This window comes from Parabacteroides sp. CT06, from assembly GCF_002257605.1.
Lineage (GTDB): Bacteria > Bacteroidota > Bacteroidia > Bacteroidales > Tannerellaceae > Parabacteroides > Parabacteroides distasonis.
The window spans coordinates 3940204-3958242 of the sequence record NZ_CP022754.1 but is presented as its reverse complement, the minus strand read 5'-3'; the positions used below and the strand labels follow the sequence as shown (position 1 = coordinate 3958242).

Sequence of the window (18039 nt, the reverse complement as noted above, 5' to 3'; positions counted from 1 at the left end):
TTATTTCTTTTTAGGCCATACCAGACCGTCTTGCCGGATATTCCATACCGTACCGTCTGGTGCGGGTAGCGATATCTCATACATGGAAGGTGTCGTATGTATTTCCAGTTGATTGGCGATCTCTTGCGGGCATAGCTCGTTTGCTTTCAAGTCGTTGATGTTATCGGCATAATGTCCGAAGGTTGCGGCGAACTCATTCTGACGGTAATATAAATTACGCAAGATCCATTTCGTCTCTTCCGAAGGATGTTTTACGAAAGGAGTCTCACCTTCTCCCGCAATCTTATCCGATATTTGAACATAACCCCAGTATTCGGGCATATGGATATTGATTACCCCGGTAGGCGCCCATACCCAGTTGTACTCGCGAATCTTATCCTCTCCTTGGATAGGGACTTTCACGTATTTACCGTCTTTCACGTCCGTTGTCCATTCCACACGAGAGAAGTTCACACGGATCTGCTCGCCGATTTCCGGCTTTTCTTTACCTCTGTCCATTTGGAATACGGAAGTCCAAGGAATGAATACCTCTACGCTCCATGATTTATCCGTGTCTTTCGGGTTATTCAGCGTACCGTCCACATAAACAGCGGATTTCATTCCGGCAAACTCCCAGTTATTCAATACTTGCGGATTATCCCGATAGGGGCGGGTTAAGAACAAGTCCCATTCCGTACCCAAGGCGTTCACCTCGTACTCCAGATAATTATGGGTGTCGTTCGTAGGATTCAGGAAGATCTCGAAGTCGTTGTCATGGAAGATCACGGCGTCGTGTTCCGTGATGGTCGCCCATACGTGCGGCTCCTCCATAAGGACGGCGAAGTACATTCCGTTATCATCGTAAGTCATCTTGGCCCGGGTCTGGAAGTGAGGGGCCGGGCGTTTGTCGCCTTCGATATCTACGAAGTCGTTGGTCCAAGGTATCGCGTCCCATTCCCCGGGAGAAAGCTTTCCGTCGATCTTGATAGGAGCGGGGGCCTTGTAGCAAACATACGTCGGCGGATTGAACGGTGGTTGCGGCATATACGTGATGTCCGGCTTTTGCGTACTGGGTTTCTGTGCGCAAGAAAGCAATAGGAGTGCCACCAATGGCGCTGTCGTTAAAATCGTTTTTCTCATGTGCGTTTATTTTTAGATCGTTTGATAAATAGATTCTTATTGAAGTAAGTCCATCGCCGCGTCCAACCATGTATTTATATCGTCCGGATAATGTTGGTCGGCGGTATAAGTATCGCTGCGTTTGTGCCCGAGTCTTACGATCACGGCGTTCTTTTCCGGGAGCGTGAAGACGTATTGCCCCAAGATTCCTCTCATATAAGGGATCTTCATCCCTTTGTAATCGAGAATCCAGTATTGGAATCCGTAACAATGGTTGGGTTTGCCGAGATCCTTATAGACAAGACGGGTATCGGGGCTTGTCGCTTCCGCCAAATAAGCGGGAGAGATCAATTGCCGGTCATCCCATTGGCCGTTGTTGAGTAATAATTGTCCGAAGCGGGCGAAATCACGGGCGTTACTGTTGAAACAGCAATAGGCTTTTTCCATGCCGTCCTTCCGGTCGAGGCTCCAAAGGGCGCTTTCCTCGGCGTGCATCGGAGTCCATAGTTTGCGGGATACATAATCGCTGAGTTTCTCCCCGGTAGCCTTCTCCACGATAAAGCCCAGCAGTTGTGTCACGCCGCTTTGGTAGATAAAGTTTACGCCGGGCTCGTCGATCTCTTTCATCCCGAAGGCAATTTCCTGTAGGTCATCGCCATAATACAACTGGGTGGTAGGAGAGAAAGGAGAGCTGTAAGCCTCGTCGAAATCCACGCCGGCGCTCATGGTCAGCAAATGGCGAAGCGTTAGGGCCTTTCCGTCGTATCCCTTGAATTCCGGGAAAAAGTCGCTTACCGGTTGATCGACATCCCGGATAAATCCATCGTCGATAGCGCAGCCGATCGCTAACGAGACGATGCTTTTCGCCATCGAGAAGGAATTGCTATGCGATTCCGGGGAATAATCTTCCCAATATTGCTCGAATAGCAGTCGATTGTCTTGGATGATTACATAGGCAACCGTACCCAGTTCCTCAAACCGGGGAAGATAACGCTCTGGAATACTTTTCGTATTGTAAGCTTCCGATAGTTCCCAAGGGCGGGGCGAACCTGCTTTTACGACCCGGTTCTCGAAAATCGGATATTGATTGATCTTGGGTAACAAATGGATAAGGGCCCTACGTAGATAATAATTGGAGGGTAACGCCAGATATCCGCCTATTCCCAGCATAAAAATAAACACTATCCATCCCACTCTTCGGGACAAATAGTGTTTATTGGCTGGAACCCTATTATTTGAATCATTTTTCATGTAACCCTTTGGTTGTTACTTTACAGATACAAATATATGGTTTATAATTCAAATAATCAAATACATGCTATTATTCTTTATACCAAGAAGAATACATATGATAGTTCTTGGCTATCTTTTGGTTGATCTCCTTCGCTTGCTCGGGATCTACCTTCTTGACGAACTTAGCGGGAACTCCGGCGTAGATGCTGCCCGGCTCGACGATCGTCTTGCTTAATACTACGGAACCTGCGGCGATGATCGCTCCCTCGCCTACTACGGCGTGATCCAATACCACGGAGCCCATTCCGATCAAGGCGCCATTGCAAATCTTCGCCCCGTGGATCGTTACGTTATGGCCGATGGATACATCATCGCCGATCTCGATCGTCGATTTCTCATATAAGGTGTGAAGGACGGAACCATCCTGTACGTTTACGCCGTTGCCGATGCGAATCGAGTTCACGTCGCCGCGAAGCACGGTGCCAAACCAGATACTGCAACCTTCACCGATCTCTACGTCACCTATAATCGTGGCGTTGTCTGCTAAAAAAGTGTCTTTACCGATCTTCGGGGTAAAGCCACGAACGGATTTAATTAATGCCATTTTTAGTTGTTTAAATTTCTGTTGTTTTCTCTTTCAGCCAAGCTTTCTCCTCCTCGTTCAAGAACGGGCTGATCTTGTCGTAGACCATTTGGTGGTACTTGTTCAGCCAAGCGTGCTCACGGACAGAGAGCATGGGGATGATAATCAAGCTCGTGTCGATGAAACAAAGCGTCAGCGTATCGAATCCTAGGAATTTCCCGAATTCCGTTTCGCTGTCCTCACGTACCAAGATCATGTTCTCCGTACGGATACCGTATTCGCCGGTACGATACATGGCCGGCTCGTCGCTGATCACCATTCCGGGCTTCAAGGTCACCGGGTTCTCCTCCATGCGGATGCTTTGGGGGCCTTCGTGTACGTTTAGGCAATGGCCGATACCGTGACCGGTTCCGTGCAAGTAATTAATGCCGGAATCCCATAGCGCCTTACGGGCAAGGATATCGATCTGAGAGCCTCGTGTTCCAGCGGGAAACTTGCTTTTCGCCAAGCTGATCGTACCTTTCAATACACGGGTGAAATCCTTTTTCATCTGCTCCGTCGGCTCTCCAAGGGCGATCGTGCGGGTGATATCCGTCGTACCGTCCAGATATTGCGCGCCGGAATCGATCAAAAGTAATCCTTCCGGTTTCAAGGTCGCATCCGTCTCCGTCGTAGCGGAGTAATGAACGATCGCTCCATGCTCGGCGTAGCCGCAGATCGTGCCGAAGCTATCCATGATGTATTGCGGTTGTTCCGCACGTAAGGCGGTCAGCTTCTCGGCGGCGCTGATCTCTGTAACTTGGGCTCCTTCCGCCATTTGTTTCTCCAGCCAGATATAGAATTTTGTCAAGGCGACACCATCTTTTACCACGGCGTTTTGGAAGCCCTTGATCTCGGTCTCGTTCTTGATGCTCTTCAAGTGGTTGGCGGGGGAGATCCCTTCCACGATCGTACAGCTTCCCGGGATCGCGTCGTATAAGGAGACGTTCGTCTTGTTCATATCCACGAATACCCGGCTGTTTTCCGGTAGGCGGGATAGATACCTCTGGATCATGGAGTATTCGGCCAGCGTAACCCCTTCTTTCTTCAAATGCTCGGTGATCTCGGCAGTCAGCTTCTCTGGCTTGATGAAAAGCACGCTCTCATCCTCCGATACGAAGGCGTAGCTGACTACGACCGGGTTATAGGTCACGTCCGTACCCCGGATATTGAATGTCCACGCGATCTCGTCCAAGGCGGCGAGGATCAAGCAATCGGCGCCCTCGCTCCGCAACTGGTTATTGATTAGGTCTAGTTTCTCGTGCACGGAGGCTCCGCTTAATGCTTCCGGCATCTCGAATATCGGGTTTCCGGGAACGGCGGGACGGTCCTTCCAGATACCCTCGATCAGGTCGGCCGAGGTATCCAGCTTGATTTCTTTACGGCTTAGTTTATTTGCCAAGGCACTCGCTTCGGCGGCGCTATAGGTTTGCCCGTCCAGCCCTACGGCCTGTCCGGTGTGTAACTCATGCAAGAGGAATTCCGTGATAGACGGTGTCTCCGGAAGCGCCAACTTATAGAGTTCGATACCGGAACCTTCCAGTTGGCTGGCCGCTTGCAGGAAATACCGGGAATCGGTCCATAAGCCCGCCTTGTCCGCGGTGACCACGATCGTTCCCGCCGAGCCGGTGAAGCCGGATATCCATTCTCTCGATTTCCAGCGATCGGCCGGATACTCGCTTAGGTGCGGGTCGGAACTGGGTATGATGTAAGCGTCAACCTTCTGTTGCTTCATAGCCTCCCGTAGGGCGGCGATACGTTCAGGAATGTTTGTTTTCATCGCATTTTATTTTAGTCAACATTAATACTCGCAAAGTTAATGAATTATTTTGGATTTGTCTCGCCGGAGGCTGGCTCTTCTACCTTATAATATAGATGCGAGGTGCCTAGCTTTTCCCATCGCAGTTTCCCTTCCTCTACCATCCTTCGCAGGTCGAGGGAAGCCTTGCTTCTGGAGCATCCGCAGAGCGACATATATTTCTTCTGGTGAATAAAAGGGTTCGTCTCCAGATAACGGAATACCTCTTGCTCGCATTCCTTGGCGGAGGGATACGCGGGATCGCTAATCGTGTACTCGTCACGAAACACCGGCATGGTTTTCAGCCGGTCTCTTAGTTCCTTGGACGATCTGAACTTCACGTCCTTGAAATGGATGGATTCCGCCCGGATCTCATTCTTTTCCATCACGGGCCGGCTTTTCAGGGAGACGCTGAAAGTACCGATCCCCTCTAGCTCCACGTTGTAACCGTACATGAGGAAGTCTACCATCATGTCTTGGAAAAGTTGCAAGATCCCTTTCATATCCGCGGGCGAGAAAGAAGACCGGGACTTCGCTCTATTGATGAACTCACCCGTATGTATCGTCCCGCAAGAGACCAAACGAGGATGTAGGGGTAATGACTTCCCGGATTCCTCTGGATTCGGGTTGGGATTTCTGACTAACTTGTAATTTGCTGACATCTGTGCTGTGTTTAAATGGTTATAGATCTTTTGTCCGATTCTTCTAGATCGCTTACTCGTTTCTATAGGCGAGCTTAGCGGTTTCTTCAAGAAGAATTCATCTTCCAACAGCCGTTGTATGATCATGCACCAACTGTTGGAAGATCATCCACCATTCGTTAGATGATCATCTAACAGATGGTGGATAATGAATACTTCAGCTTCAAAGGTACAATATATAAAAGAGAAAAGGGTAAGGATTCCGGATAAAAGAGCTAAAGGTTATGATAAATGTATATGGGCTCACAGCCTTGTGGTCCACAACCTTGTGAACCGATCCCTTTAAATCAAGTTAAAGATAAGGCACCCAATAGATATCAAGGAATAATTTGCTAGCTTTGTAGAAACAAATAAGAAGTGCCATGAGGAATCTGCTTTATCTTTTTGTCTTTGCGGCTCTGCTTCTCGGCTTGAGCGCATGTTCTTCTTATTATTATTCGATGTTGAACTCGAATGACCCCGTCGGGGAGAAGAATGAGAGAGGTGATTTTGTGCAGGAAAACGATACGGTACGTATCTCTTATCGTTTCTGGGGAGAGAACGCCCCGGTTACTATTACCATTTATAATAAATTGGATGAACCCTTGTATGTGGATTGGGGGCGGTCGGCGCTGATTATCGATGACGTGGCTACCACCTACGACCCGAAAGTGGCCTCGGTGAGAGGCGAGAGCTCTAGCGTGGCATCCGGTAGCTCCTTTCATTGGAGCGATAGGAGCAGCAGCGGGTGGAGCTACTCGGAAGGTTCCTTCTCCGGTGATGTGAGTTTGCCAAAGGGCGTTGAGTTTATCCCGCCGCATTCCAAATTAGTCAATACGCCTTTGCAATTAGCCAACTTCCCGTTTAACGAGATCCCGAAAGAAGAGTATGTAAAGGAACAAATGACAACGAAAGCAAACACAACCGTAAATATCCGAGTGAAGGATTTTACAGAAGAAGATTCTCCGCTGAGATTCCGTAGCTACCTGACGTTGTTCGCCGGAGGGACTAATGGGAAGCCCTTGAAGCATTCCTCTTTTGAGCGGAACTTCTATCTGGCGAAATTGATCAAGGTCGGCGACGTGGCTCCCCAGTATTTCGATGAGGGACAGCAGCAATCCGGCGATTTCTTTTACGTGAAAGAGACTCATGGGGCTACGGTAGGCCTTGTCGTAGGAGCGATAGCGGTTACCGCCGCAGGGGTGGCGATAGAAGCTACGCTGGGTCCCGTGAACTATTAATATATTCATATCGAATGATACAAACTCTATCTGATTTAAAGACCGTGCGTTTCAACGAGCAAGCGGACGGTGTGATCATTTTGGACCAAACTCTGCTGCCGGGTAAGGAAGCGTATCTGACCCTTACCACTGCCGAGGAGATATGGGACGCTATCTATAAATTAAAGGTACGTGGAGCACCTGCTATCGGGGTAGCGGCCGCTTATGGTATCTATGTCTGCGCCCGTCGGATCGATACGGCGGAGAAATCCGTTTTCGTGAATGAGTTTCGGAAGATCAAGGAGTATCTGGCCGGTTCCCGTCCGACAGCGGTGAATCTGGTGGCGGCGCTGAACCGGATGGAGCGGGTATTGGTCGCTCATCCAACCTTGTCTGTCCCGGAATGGAAAGAGCTATTATATAAGGAAGCGATCGCGATCCGGGAGGAAGACGCCGCCGCTTGCCGGCAGATCGGCGAGAACTGTCTGGAGCTACTCCGTCCCGGGATGGGAATCCTTACGCATTGCAACGCCGGACATCTGGCGGTCTCGGAGTATGGCACCGCTTTGGCGCCGATTTATCTGGGGCAGGAGAGAGGTTATGGTTTCAAGGTCTTCGCCGACGAGACCCGTCCTTTGTTGCAAGGCGCCCGGCTCACGGCCTATGAGCTAAGCAGGGCCGGCGTGGACGTGACGCTGATTTGCGATAATATGGCCTCCGTCGTCATGCGGAAAGGCTGGGTGCATGCCGTGGTCGTAGGTTGCGACCGTGTAGCTGCCAATGGCGACGTGGCGAATAAGATCGGCACGTCTGGAGTGGCTATCTTGGCCCGGCATTACAAGATCCCCTTCTATGTATTAGGCCCGACATCCACCATCGATGGCTCGTGCCCGGACGGCGATTCCATTGTAATAGAGGAACGTAACCCCGATGAGGTCACCGAGATGTGGTATTCAAGGCGTATGGCCCCGAAAGACGTGAAAGTCTATAACCCCGCCTTCGACATTACTCCCCACGAGCTAATCACGGCTATAATTACGGAGAAAGGCATCTTTTATAAAAATAATCGCTGAAAGTTTTGCTAATCCCGAAACAATCAGTAATTTTGCCGCTCAATTTGAGGATATAAATAATTAAACAATATAACAATTTAAATTATGATCGTAGTTCCATTAAAAGAAGGCGAAAACATCGAGAAGGCGCTTAAGAAATTCAAGAGAAAGTTCGAGAAAACAGGTGTAGTCAAGGAATTGAGAGGCCGTCAGGCTTTCGAGAAACCGTCTGTTACGAAGAGAAAGCAGACTATGCGTGCTATCTACGTACAGCATTTGCAACAAGTAGAAGAATAATTATAGCTTCCGGGCTTGTTTTATTGAATTCTTATTCCTATTTTCGTTGCATGAATGTTGATGCAACGAGAATATGCTGATCGATGACTTTCTAAACTATCTCCGGTATGAGCGGAACTATTCCAATTATACGATTGGTGCCTATTCGAAAGATTTGGACCAATTCCAGAGGTATGTAAGAGAGCATCGAGAAGGTGTATTCAACCCCGGGGAAATCGACTCGGATTTCGTGAGAAGCTGGATCGTCAGTTTGATGGACGAGAAGCTCTCTCCCGTATCGGTAAACCGGAAATTAAGTTCTTTGAAATCTTTTTTTAAGTTTCTCATGAAACGGGGCATTGTCTCCGCGAATCCGTTGAGATTGGTGAGCGGTCCGAAAACGAAGAAACCCTTGCCTTATTTTATTAAGGATAGCGAGTTGGAGGCGTTGTTGGACGGGGACGGATTTGATGAGGATTTTGAAGGTGTGAGGAATCGGTTGGTCATTGAGATGCTATACGATACCGGGATGCGCCGCTCAGAGTTAATCGGCATACGAAACGTGGATGTGGATTATGAGGCGATGCAGGTCAAGGTAACCGGAAAGCGGAACAAGCAGCGGTTGATTCCTTTTGCGGAGGGTTTAAAAAACTTAATGCTTGCATACACGGAAGTCCGTGATCGTGAGGTTGAGGCAGCCGGTGAATGGTTTTTTGTTCGAAAGAACGGGAATCAGTTGTCGACGGGGATTGTTTATAATATAGTAAAAAAGCAATTGTCGGAGATACCCATGCTGGCGAAACGAAGTCCACACGTGTTACGACATTCATTTGCAACGAGTATGTTAAACAACGGAGCCGAGCTGAACGCTGTGAAAGATTTATTAGGTCATAGCAGTTTAGCGTCTACCAGTGTTTACACGCATACAACCTTTGAGGAATTAAAAAAAGTGTATCATGCTCATCCAAGAGCAAAAAAAGAAGGAGGTTATTATGGACGTTAGAATTCAAGCAATTCATTTCGACGCAACTGCACAGTTGGAGGCGTTTATTCAGAAGAAAGTTTCTAAATTGGAGCAATACTTCGATGGTATTATATTGGCAGAGGTTACATTGAAGGTGGTTAAGCCTGAGACGGTGAAGAACAAGCAGGCCAGTATAATGTTGTCCGTGAAGAACGGGGAATGTTTCGCTGATAAAATAAACGATACTTTCGAAGGGGCGATAGACGATTGTGTTGAGGCTTTGGAGAAGCAACTGGTTAAATTCAAAGAAAAAATCAGAGCCAAATAAAAAAAAACGGTAGATAAATTTGGTATGTAAGAAATAATATCTAAATTTGCAGCCGTTTCGCCGTGGTGACGAAACGGCTGCTTTTAGAAGTATCGCCTCTTTAGCTCAGTTGGCCAGAGCACGTGATTTGTAATCTCGGGGTCGTTGGTTCGAATCCGACAAGAGGCTCAAAAGAATGTATTGGAATGGGCAGTTACCAGAGTGGCCAAATGGGGCTGACTGTAACTCAGCTGGCTTTCGCCTTCGGTGGTTCGAATCCATCACTGCCCACACGAATGAAACAAAGGAGAGAATCGGTTGGTTCATTCGGTCTTGCGGAAGTAGCTCAGTTGATAGAGCATTAGCCTTCCAAGCTGAGGGTCGCGGGTTTGAGCCCCGTCTTCCGCTCTTATAAGTTGCCTGTGTAGCTCAGCGGTAGAGCACTTCCTTGGTAAGGAAGAGGTCCCGAGTTCAAGTCTCGGCACCGGCTCAATTGAAAATTGAACATGATCATTAATCAAATAAAGAACAATTAAGTTATGGCAAAAGAGAAATTTGACAGATCGAAACCACATGTGAACATTGGTACGATTGGTCACGTTGACCACGGTAAAACAACTTTGACAGCTGCTATCACAACAGTATTGGCAAAGAAAGGTCTTTCAGAGTTGCGTTCATTCGATTCTATCGACAACGCTCCTGAAGAAAAAGAGAGAGGTATCACAATCAACACTTCTCACGTAGAGTATCAGACTGCAAACCGTCACTATGCTCACGTAGACTGTCCGGGTCACGCCGACTACGTAAAGAACATGGTAACTGGTGCTGCTCAGATGGACGGTGCTATCATCGTAGTTGCTGCTACTGATGGTCCTATGCCTCAAACTCGCGAGCACATCCTTTTGGCTCGTCAGGTAAACGTTCCGAGATTGGTTGTATTCATGAACAAGTGTGACATGGTTGACGACGAGGAAATGTTGGAATTGGTTGAGATGGAGATGAGAGAGTTGCTTTCATTCTATCAATTCGACGGTGACAACACTCCGATCATCCGTGGTTCTGCTCTTGGTGCATTGAACGGTGATGCTCAATGGGAAGATAAAGTAATGGAGTTGATGGAAGCTTGTGATACTTGGATTCCTCTGCCTCCGCGCGAAATCGACAAGCCGTTCTTGATGCCGGTTGAGGACGTATTCTCAATCACGGGTCGTGGTACTGTTGCTACAGGTCGTATCGAGACAGGTATTGTTAAGGTTGGTGAGGAAGTTCAGATCATCGGTCTTGGCGCTGCTGGTAAGAAATCTGTTGTTACAGGTGTTGAGATGTTCCGTAAGTTATTGGATCAAGGTGAGGCTGGTGATAACGTTGGTTTGTTGCTTCGCGGTATCGATAAGAATGAGATCAAGCGTGGTATGGTAATCTGCCACCCGGGTCAGGTTAAAGAGCATTCTAAGTTCAAGGCTGAGGTTTATATCTTGAAGAAAGAGGAAGGTGGTCGTCACACTCCGTTCCACAACAAATATCGTCCTCAGTTCTATATCCGTACATTGGATGTAACTGGTGAGATCACTTTGCCGGAAGGAACTGAAATGGTAATGCCGGGTGATAACGTAACGATCGAGGTTGAGTTGATCTATCCGGTAGCATGTAGCGTAGGTCTTCGTTTCGCTATCCGCGAGGGTGGACGTACAGTAGGTGCAGGCCAGATCACAGAATTAGAGAACTAATTCAAGCATTAGATAATGTTATAGCCAGTCTTTTTAAGGGCTGGCTATTTCTACGGAAGTAGCTCAGTTGGTAGAGCACTGGTCTCCAAAACCAGGTGTCGGGAGTTCGAGCCTCTCCTTCCGTGCTAAAATCTATAGATTCGATGAAAAAGATAATTACTTATATTAAGGAATCTTATAACGAACTTGTTTATAAAGTTTCTTGGCCTACGAGAGCAGAGCTTTCCAATAGTGCGGTTGTTGTTATGTTTGCTTCCCTTATCATCGCCGCATTGATCTTTGTTGTTGACGGGGCCTTCGAGGCTGTTATGCGTTTCTTCTACAACCAAATTTTCTAATCAGTTAAGGTATGTCTGATATCCAAAAGAAATTTTATGTTCTGCGTGCCATCAGTGGCAAGGAGAACAAGGTACGGGAATATCTAGAGGCTGAGCTGAAGAATACGGATCTGGGAGAATATGTATCTCAAGTCTTGATTCCGACTGAGAAAACCTTTACGGTACGAAACGGTAAGAAGGTCATGAAAGAAAGGGCTTACTTGCCGGGTTATGTGCTGGTCGAGGCTGCTTTGGTCGGTGAGGTTGCTCATCGATTGCGGAACATTCCGAATGTGATTGGTTTCTTGGGTGGTTCTGATACCCCCGTGCCATTACGTCCTGCGGAAGTGAATCGTATCTTAGGTACGGTTGACGAGTTGCAGGAACAACAAGAGGATCTGGATATCCAGTTCTATGTTGGCGAGAGTGTGAAGATTACTTTTGGACCGTTCAGCGGTTTCACGGGTATAATCGAAGAGGTCAACGCCGAGAAAAAGAAACTTAAGGTGATGGTTAAGGTCTTCGGACGCAAGACTCCCCTTGAGTTGGGTTATATGCAAGTTGAGAAAGAATAGTACTCTGGTTACGAAAAGTGCTACCTTTCTGTTATTGATGTTATATATCTAAAAAATTTTAGAAACAATGGCTAAAGAAGTTGCTGGACAAATCAAATTGCAGATTAAAGGAGGAGCAGCAAACCCTTCTCCCCCAGTAGGACCTGCTTTGGGTTCTAAGGGTATTAACATTATGGAGTTTTGCAAGCAATTTAATGCCAAGACCCAAGACAAGGCTGGTAAGATATTACCTGTTGTAATTACTTACTATGCCGATAAGTCTTTCGACTTTGTCGTTAAAACTCCTCCTGTGGCAATCCAGTTGTTGGAAGCTACTAAGAAGAAGAGCGGTTCCGCTCAACCTAACCGTGCTAAGATCGCTGAGATCACATGGGATCAGGTGAAAGCTATCGCTGAAGACAAATTAGTCGATCTAAACTGCTTTACTGTCGAGTCGGCCATGAGAATGGTTGCGGGAACAGCCAGAAGTATGGGTATCACTGTTAAAGGGACATTCCCGGGTAATAATTAATAAACTTCAATTGAGATGAGTAAACTTACAAAGAATCAAAAGTTGGCTTTGGGCAAGATTGAAGCTGGGAAAGCATATACATTGAAAGAAGCTTCAGCTTTAGTGAAGGAAATTACTACAACTAAGTTTGACGCATCCGTAGATGTTGATGTCCGTTTAGGTGTTGACCCCCGTAAGGCCAATCAAATGGTGAGAGGCGTGGTTTCATTGCCTCACGGAACTGGTAAGCAGGTTAGGGTTCTCGCATTATGTACTCCGGACAAGGAAGCTGAAGCTACTGCCGCTGGAGCTGACTATGTTGGATTGGATGAGTATATTAATAAGATTAAAGGCGGTTGGACTGACATTGATGTTATCATCACTATGCCTTCTATCATGGGTAAGATCGGTGCTCTTGGTCGCGTATTAGGCCCTCGTGGTTTGATGCCTAACCCAAAGAGTGGTACGGTTACCAATGAGATCGGAAATGCGGTGAAGGAGGTTAAGCAAGGTAAGATCGACTTTAAGGTAGATAAGAGCGGTATCGTTCACACATCTGTTGGTAAGGTGTCTTTCACTCCGGAACAGATTCGTGACAATGCTAAGGAGTTTATTTCAACTTTGATCAAGTTGAAACCTACTGCGGCTAAAGGTGCGTATATAAAGAGTATTTATCTTTCTAGTACTATGAGTGCGGGTATTAAAATTGACCCCAAATCAGTTGAAGAAAACTAAAAAACAATTGAACAATGAGAAAGGAAGATAAAGGAACTGTTATAGGTCAATTAACTGAAACATTAAAGGAATATCCTAATTTCTATTTGACAGATATCGAGGCGTTGGACGCTGAGAAAACCAGCAAATTGAGAAGAGAGTGTTTCAAGCGTGAGGTTAAGTTAGTCGTTGTAAAGAATAACTTGCTTAAGAAAGCGTTGGAGAACATTGAAGGTGACTTCTCTGATCTTAACGTAGCTTTGAAAGGCAATACGGCTGTGATGTTCTCACAAGTCGCTAATGCTCCCGCTCGCCTGATTAAGGATTTTACTAAGGACGCTAAAAAAGGTGTAGTCGCTAAACCGGCTTTGAAGGCTGCTTACGTACAAGAAAGCTTCTATGTAGGTGCTGAGAATCTTGAGGCATTAGTAAATATCAAGAGCAAAAACGAACTTATTGCCGATGTTATCGCATTGTTGGAATCTCCGGCGAAGAACGTTATCTCTGCTCTTCAGTCATCAGGACAAACTATCCATGGTCTGTTGAAGACTTTGGAAGAAAGATAATTTTTCATTAAAACATTACACAGATAAATAATCATTTAAATCATACAAAAATGGCAGATTTGAAAGCTTTTGCAGAACAATTAGTAAACTTGACCGTTAAAGAAGTTAGCGAATTAGCTACTATCCTTAAAGAAGAGTACGGTATCGAACCTGCTGCTGCAGCTGTTGCTGTTGCTGGTCCTGCTGCTGGTGGTGCTGCTGCCGCTGCAGAAGAGAAGACTTCTTTCGATGTTGTATTGAAAGCAGCTGGTGCTAATAAATTAGCTATCGTTAAGTTAGTTAAAGAATTAACAGGTCTTGGCTTGAAAGAGGCTAAGGATATGGTAGATAGCGCTCCTAGTGCAATTAAGGAAGGTATCGCTAAAGCTGATGCTGAGGCATTGAAGAAACAGTTGGAAGAGGCTGGAGCTGAAGTTGAGCTTAAATAGTATTTATAACCTGGTTTCCAGGTGATTTGGTTAAGAGTCTCCGACTACGAAGACTCTTAACCTTTTTGTGTCTATAATTTCAATAAGTTCAATAAATTCCTTACTAGATGTCTTCAACAGCTGAAAACCAAAGAGTTAATTTTGCTTCGATAAAGAATCAGTTCCCGTATCCGGACTTTCTCGAAGTTCAATTGAAGTCGTTCCAAGACTTTCTTCAACTTGACACTCCTCCTGAAAAGAGAAAGAAGGAGGGATTGTATAAGGTATTTGCCGAGAATTTCCCGATTGCGGATACCCGTAACAATTTTGTGTTGGAGTTCTTAGATTACTATATAGATCCGCCTCGTTACTGTATCGATGAGTGTATCGCTCGCGGGTTAACCTATAGCGTGCCTTTAAAAGCGAAGTTAAAACTGTACTGTACGGACCCGGATCATGAGGACTTCGATACGGTGATCCAAGATGTATACTTGGGTCCGATCCCGTATATGACGGACAGAGGTACTTTCGTGATCAACGGCGCCGAGCGTGTTGTCGTGTCTCAGCTGCACCGTTCTCCGGGCGTATTCTTCGGACAAAGCACGCACGCAAACGGAACGAAGTTGTACTCCGCACGTATTATCCCGTTCAAGGGGTCATGGATCGAGTTCGCTACGGACATCAACAATGTGATGTACGCTTACATCGACCGTAAAAAGAAATTGCCTGTAACTACTCTTTTGAGAGCTATTGGTTTTGAAAGCGATAGAGATATTCTTGAAATCTTCAACCTTGCGGAAGAGGTGAAGGTAACGAAAGCAAACCTGAAGAAGTTTATCGGACGTAAGCTGGCCGCTCGTGTTTTGAAGACTTGGGTGGAGGATTTCGTAGATGAGGATACCGGTGAGGTGGTTTCTATTGAACGTAACGATGTAATCATCGACCGTGAGTCTGTATTGGATAGTGACAATATCGAGGCTATCTTGGATTCAGGCACGCAAAATATTTTGTTGCATCGTGAGGACCAGAATCTGTCCGACTATGCTATCATATATAATACGCTCCAGAAAGACCCGAGTAACTCCGAGAAGGAAGCTGTGTTGTATATCTACAGACAGTTGAGAAATGCGGAACCGGCTGATGAGGCTAGCGCACGCGAGGTTATCACGAACCTGTTCTTCTCAGAGAAACGTTATGATCTGGGTGAGGTGGGACGTTACAGGATCAACAAGAAGTTAGGCCTTACTACAAGCGCTGATGTTAAGGTCTTGACTAAAGAAGATATTATCGAGATCATCAAGTACCTGATCGAGTTGATCAACTCGAAGGCTATCGTGGATGATATCGACCACTTAAGCAACCGTCGTGTACGTACGGTTGGCGAGCAATTGTATAACCAGTTCGGTATTGGTTTGGCTCGTATGTCACGTACAGTTCGTGAACGTATGAACGTTCGCGATAATGAGGTGTTTACTCCGATTGATTTGATCAACGCGAAGACGATTTCTTCCGTGGTTAACTCTTTCTTCGGAACGAATGCCTTGTCTCAGTTCATGGACCAGACGAACCCGTTGGCGGAGATCACGCACAAGCGTCGTTTATCAGCCCTAGGTCCGGGAGGTTTGTCTAGAGAGCGTGCCGGATTCGAGGTTCGTGACGTTCACTATACGCACTATGGTCGTCTTTGTCCGATTGAGACCCCGGAAGGTCCGAACATTGGTTTGATCTCTTCTTTATGTGTATACGCTAAGATCAACGATCTTGGTTTCATCTCGACTCCGTACCGTAAGGTGGCAGATGGAAAGGTCGACTTCTCTGAGGAAGGCTTGCAATACTACACGGCGGAGGAAGAGGAAGAGTTGACAATCGCTCAAGGTAACGCTCCATTGGATGATAACGGTAAGTTTATCCGCGATAAGGTGAAGGCTCGTTTCGAGGCTGACTTCCCTGTTGTCCCTCCTTCTGAGATTGACTTGATGGACGTGGCTCCGCAGCAGATAGCTTCTATCGCGGCTTCACTGATCCCGTTCTTGGAACATGATGACGCTAACCGTGCGTTGATGGGATCTAACATGATGCGTCAGGCGGTTCCTTTGTTGCGTACGGACGCTCCGATCGTTGGTACCGGTATCGAGGCGCAGGTTGCTCGTGACTCTCGTACTCAGATTATGGCTGAGCGTGAGGGCGAGGTTGTGTTCGTTGATGCTACTTGTATCAAGATTAAATATGACCGCACGGAGGACGAGGAATTCGTTAGCTTCGAGGATGCGGTTAAGACATATAATATCCCGAAATGGCGTAAGACCAACCAAAGTACGACAGTCGATTTGAAACCGACCTGTCATCGCGGACAACGTGTGAAAGCCGGCGATATCCTTACCGAGGGTTACTCAACCCAGAAAGGCGAGCTTGCTTTGGGACGTAACGTGAAGGTGGCTTACATGCCTTGGAAGGGTTATAACTATGAGGATGCTATCGTGTTGAACGAGCGTATGGTTCGTGAGGACTTCTTTACGTCTGTCCACGTTGACGAATACATCCTTGAGGTACGTGAGACGAAGCGTGGTATGGAGGAATTGACTTCCGATATCCCTAACGTCAGCGAAGAGGCTACCAAGGATTTGGATGAGAGAGGTATCGTTCGTGTAGGTGCTCGCATCGAGCCGGGTGATATCTTGATCGGTAAGATCACTCCGAAAGGTGAGTCTGATCCATCTCCGGAGGAAAAGTTGTTGCGTGCTATCTTCGGTGATAAGGCGGGTGATGTGAAGGATGCTTCCTTGAAGGCTACTCCGTCTTTGCGCGGTGTGGTTATCGAGACCGCTTTGTTCTCGAAGGCTGTCAAGAAACGTAAATCCAGATTGACTGATAAGGCGATCTTGCCGAAGTTGGACGAGGAATACGAAGAAAAGATGGCTAGCTTGAAGACTTTGTTAGTTGATAAGTTGTTAGTGCTTACAAACGGCAAGGTTTCTCAAGGTGTTAAAGACTATATGAATACGGAGATTATCGCTAAGGGTGCTAAGTTTACCCGCAAATCTCTGGAAGAATTGGATTATAACTCCATCCAAGTAAGCAAGTGGACGGCAGACGCTCAGAAGAATGAGTTGATCAAGCAGGTTATCTTGAATTATTTGAAGAAGTACAAGGAGCTTGACGCTGAGTTGAGACGTAAGAAGTTCGACTTGACGATCGGTGATGAGCTGCCGACAGGTATCGTACAGATGGCTAAGGTTTATATCGCCAAGAAACGTAAGATTCAGGTAGGTGATAAGATGGCCGGTCGCCACGGTAACAAGGGTATCGTATCAAAGATCGTTCGTCAGGAGGATATGCCGTTCTTGGAAGACGGTACTCCGGTGGATATCTGCTTGAACCCGCTGGGTGTGCCTTCTCGTATGAACTTGGGACAGATTTTCGAGGCCGTGTTGGGTTGGGCCGGACGTGAGTTGGACGTTAAGTTCGCTACTCCGATCTTCGATGGTGCGACTTTGGATGATTTGAACGAATGGACAGACAAAGCTGGTATTCCTCGCTACGGTAAGTCTTACTTGTATGATGGTGGTACTGGTGAGCGTTTCGACCAACCTGCTACGGTGGGTGTGACTTACTTCTTGAAGTTGGGCCACATGGTTGACGATAAGATGCATGCCCGTTCAATCGGTCCGTACTCTTTGATTACGCAACAGCCGTTAGGTGGTAAGGCACAGTTCGGTGGTCAGCGTTTCGGAGAGATGGAGGTTTGGGCACTGGAAGCCTTCGGTGCCGCTCATGTTCTTCAGGAAATTCTTACGATTAAGTCTGATGACGTTGTAGGACGTTCGAAGGCTTATGAGGCGATCGTGAAGGGTGATCCGATGCCACAGCCGGGTATCCCTGAATCTCTGAATGTATTATTGCACGAGTTGAGAGGACTTGGTTTGAGTTTCACTCTGGATTAATTCAATAACAATAAAGAAGTAGGTGGGCTACGGCCCGTCTACTTTATCTATT

Annotated in this window: 18 protein-coding genes and 5 tRNA genes; 18 read left to right on the top strand and 5 right to left on the bottom strand. The window is 46.9% G+C overall.

Annotated elements, in window-relative coordinates; all coding sequences use genetic code 11:
* The 5 genes from CI960_RS17620 to CI960_RS17600 all read right to left on the bottom strand — a co-directional run bounded on the left by CI960_RS17620 (position 1) and on the right by CI960_RS17600 (position 5413).
* Positions 1-1119, bottom strand: a complete 1119-nt coding sequence (locus CI960_RS17620) for a carbohydrate-binding family 9-like protein (RefSeq protein WP_005854158.1) — start codon at positions 1117-1119, stop codon at positions 1-3.
* A 36-nt stretch (positions 1120-1155) separates the two neighbouring features.
* On the bottom strand, positions 1156-2268 hold the full coding sequence (locus CI960_RS17615) for a serine hydrolase (RefSeq protein WP_009018015.1): 1113 nt from the start codon (positions 2266-2268) through the stop codon (positions 1156-1158).
* 151 nt (positions 2269-2419) lie between these two features.
* On the bottom strand, positions 2420-2935 hold the full coding sequence (locus CI960_RS17610) for a gamma carbonic anhydrase family protein (protein WP_005854163.1): 516 nt from the start codon (positions 2933-2935) through the stop codon (positions 2420-2422).
* A 10-nt stretch (positions 2936-2945) separates the two neighbouring features.
* Positions 2946-4733 carry an aminopeptidase P family protein gene (locus CI960_RS17605; protein ID WP_005854166.1) on the bottom strand — a complete coding sequence of 596 codons (1788 nt, stop codon included), beginning with the start codon at positions 4731-4733 and terminating at the stop codon, positions 2946-2948.
* Positions 4734-4777: 44 nt separating this feature from the next.
* Complete coding sequence (locus CI960_RS17600; RefSeq protein ID WP_005854168.1) at positions 4778-5413, bottom strand: HU family DNA-binding protein; 636 nt, start codon at positions 5411-5413, stop codon at positions 4778-4780.
* A 401-nt stretch (positions 5414-5814) separates the two neighbouring features.
* Here CI960_RS17600 and CI960_RS17595 point away from each other — a divergent pair, with 401 nt between their 5' ends.
* From CI960_RS17595 to rpoB, 18 genes are all read left to right on the top strand, one after another.
* Positions 5815-6672 (top strand): hypothetical protein, encoded by an 858-nt coding sequence (locus CI960_RS17595; protein ID WP_005854170.1) that lies wholly within the window; start codon positions 5815-5817, stop codon positions 6670-6672.
* A 14-nt stretch (positions 6673-6686) separates the two neighbouring features.
* Positions 6687-7724 (top strand): S-methyl-5-thioribose-1-phosphate isomerase, encoded by a 1038-nt coding sequence (gene mtnA / locus CI960_RS17590; RefSeq protein WP_005854172.1) that lies wholly within the window; start codon positions 6687-6689, stop codon positions 7722-7724.
* Positions 7725-7808: 84 nt separating this feature from the next.
* On the top strand, positions 7809-8000 hold the full coding sequence (gene rpsU, locus CI960_RS17585; protein WP_005854174.1) for a 30S ribosomal protein S21: 192 nt from the start codon (positions 7809-7811) through the stop codon (positions 7998-8000).
* Positions 8001-8073: 73 nt separating this feature from the next.
* Positions 8074-8982: a tyrosine-type recombinase/integrase gene (locus CI960_RS17580; protein ID WP_005854176.1), complete on the top strand. Its 909-nt coding sequence runs from the start codon at positions 8074-8076 to the stop codon at positions 8980-8982.
* Positions 8972-9271 carry a ribosome hibernation-promoting factor, HPF/YfiA family gene (hpf, locus tag CI960_RS17575; RefSeq protein WP_008778704.1) on the top strand — a complete coding sequence of 100 codons (300 nt, stop codon included), beginning with the start codon at positions 8972-8974 and terminating at the stop codon, positions 9269-9271. The genes CI960_RS17580 and hpf overlap by 11 nt, the downstream gene beginning before the upstream one ends.
* 94 nt (positions 9272-9365) lie before the next feature.
* Positions 9366-9439: transfer RNA gene (locus tag CI960_RS17570), tRNA-Thr, on the top strand.
* A 19-nt stretch (positions 9440-9458) separates the two neighbouring features.
* A tRNA-Tyr gene (locus CI960_RS17565) sits at positions 9459-9541 on the top strand.
* A gap of 44 nt (positions 9542-9585) precedes the next feature.
* Positions 9586-9658: transfer RNA gene (locus tag CI960_RS17560), tRNA-Gly, on the top strand.
* A 10-nt stretch (positions 9659-9668) separates the two neighbouring features.
* A tRNA-Thr gene (locus CI960_RS17555) sits at positions 9669-9740 on the top strand.
* A gap of 49 nt (positions 9741-9789) precedes the next feature.
* The gene (gene tuf / locus CI960_RS17550) at positions 9790-10977 is read left to right on the top strand and encodes an elongation factor Tu (protein WP_005854209.1); all 1188 of its coding nucleotides are present in this window, start codon (positions 9790-9792) and stop codon (positions 10975-10977) included.
* Positions 10978-11029: 52 nt separating this feature from the next.
* A tRNA-Trp gene (locus tag CI960_RS17545) sits at positions 11030-11102 on the top strand.
* 18 nt (positions 11103-11120) lie between these two features.
* Entirely contained in the window at positions 11121-11315 is a 195-nt protein-coding gene (gene secE, locus CI960_RS17540) for a preprotein translocase subunit SecE (protein WP_005854211.1), read from the top strand.
* An 11-nt stretch (positions 11316-11326) separates the two neighbouring features.
* Positions 11327-11869, top strand: a complete 543-nt coding sequence (gene nusG / locus CI960_RS17535) for a transcription termination/antitermination protein NusG (RefSeq protein WP_005854213.1) — start codon at positions 11327-11329, stop codon at positions 11867-11869.
* 67 nt (positions 11870-11936) lie between these two features.
* Positions 11937-12380: a 50S ribosomal protein L11 gene (gene rplK, locus CI960_RS17530; protein ID WP_005854215.1), complete on the top strand. Its 444-nt coding sequence runs from the start codon at positions 11937-11939 to the stop codon at positions 12378-12380.
* A 15-nt stretch (positions 12381-12395) separates the two neighbouring features.
* Entirely contained in the window at positions 12396-13094 is a 699-nt protein-coding gene (gene rplA / locus CI960_RS17525) for a 50S ribosomal protein L1 (protein ID WP_005854218.1), read from the top strand.
* 14 nt (positions 13095-13108) lie between these two features.
* Positions 13109-13639 (top strand): 50S ribosomal protein L10, encoded by a 531-nt coding sequence (rplJ, locus tag CI960_RS17520; RefSeq protein WP_005854219.1) that lies wholly within the window; start codon positions 13109-13111, stop codon positions 13637-13639.
* A 50-nt stretch (positions 13640-13689) separates the two neighbouring features.
* Complete coding sequence (gene rplL / locus CI960_RS17515; RefSeq protein WP_005854220.1) at positions 13690-14067, top strand: 50S ribosomal protein L7/L12; 378 nt, start codon at positions 13690-13692, stop codon at positions 14065-14067.
* 107 nt (positions 14068-14174) lie between these two features.
* Positions 14175-17987, top strand: coding sequence for a DNA-directed RNA polymerase subunit beta (rpoB, locus tag CI960_RS17510; protein ID WP_005854221.1), 3813 nt, complete (start codon positions 14175-14177; stop codon positions 17985-17987).
* The last annotated feature ends 52 nt before the right edge of the window (positions 17988-18039 follow it).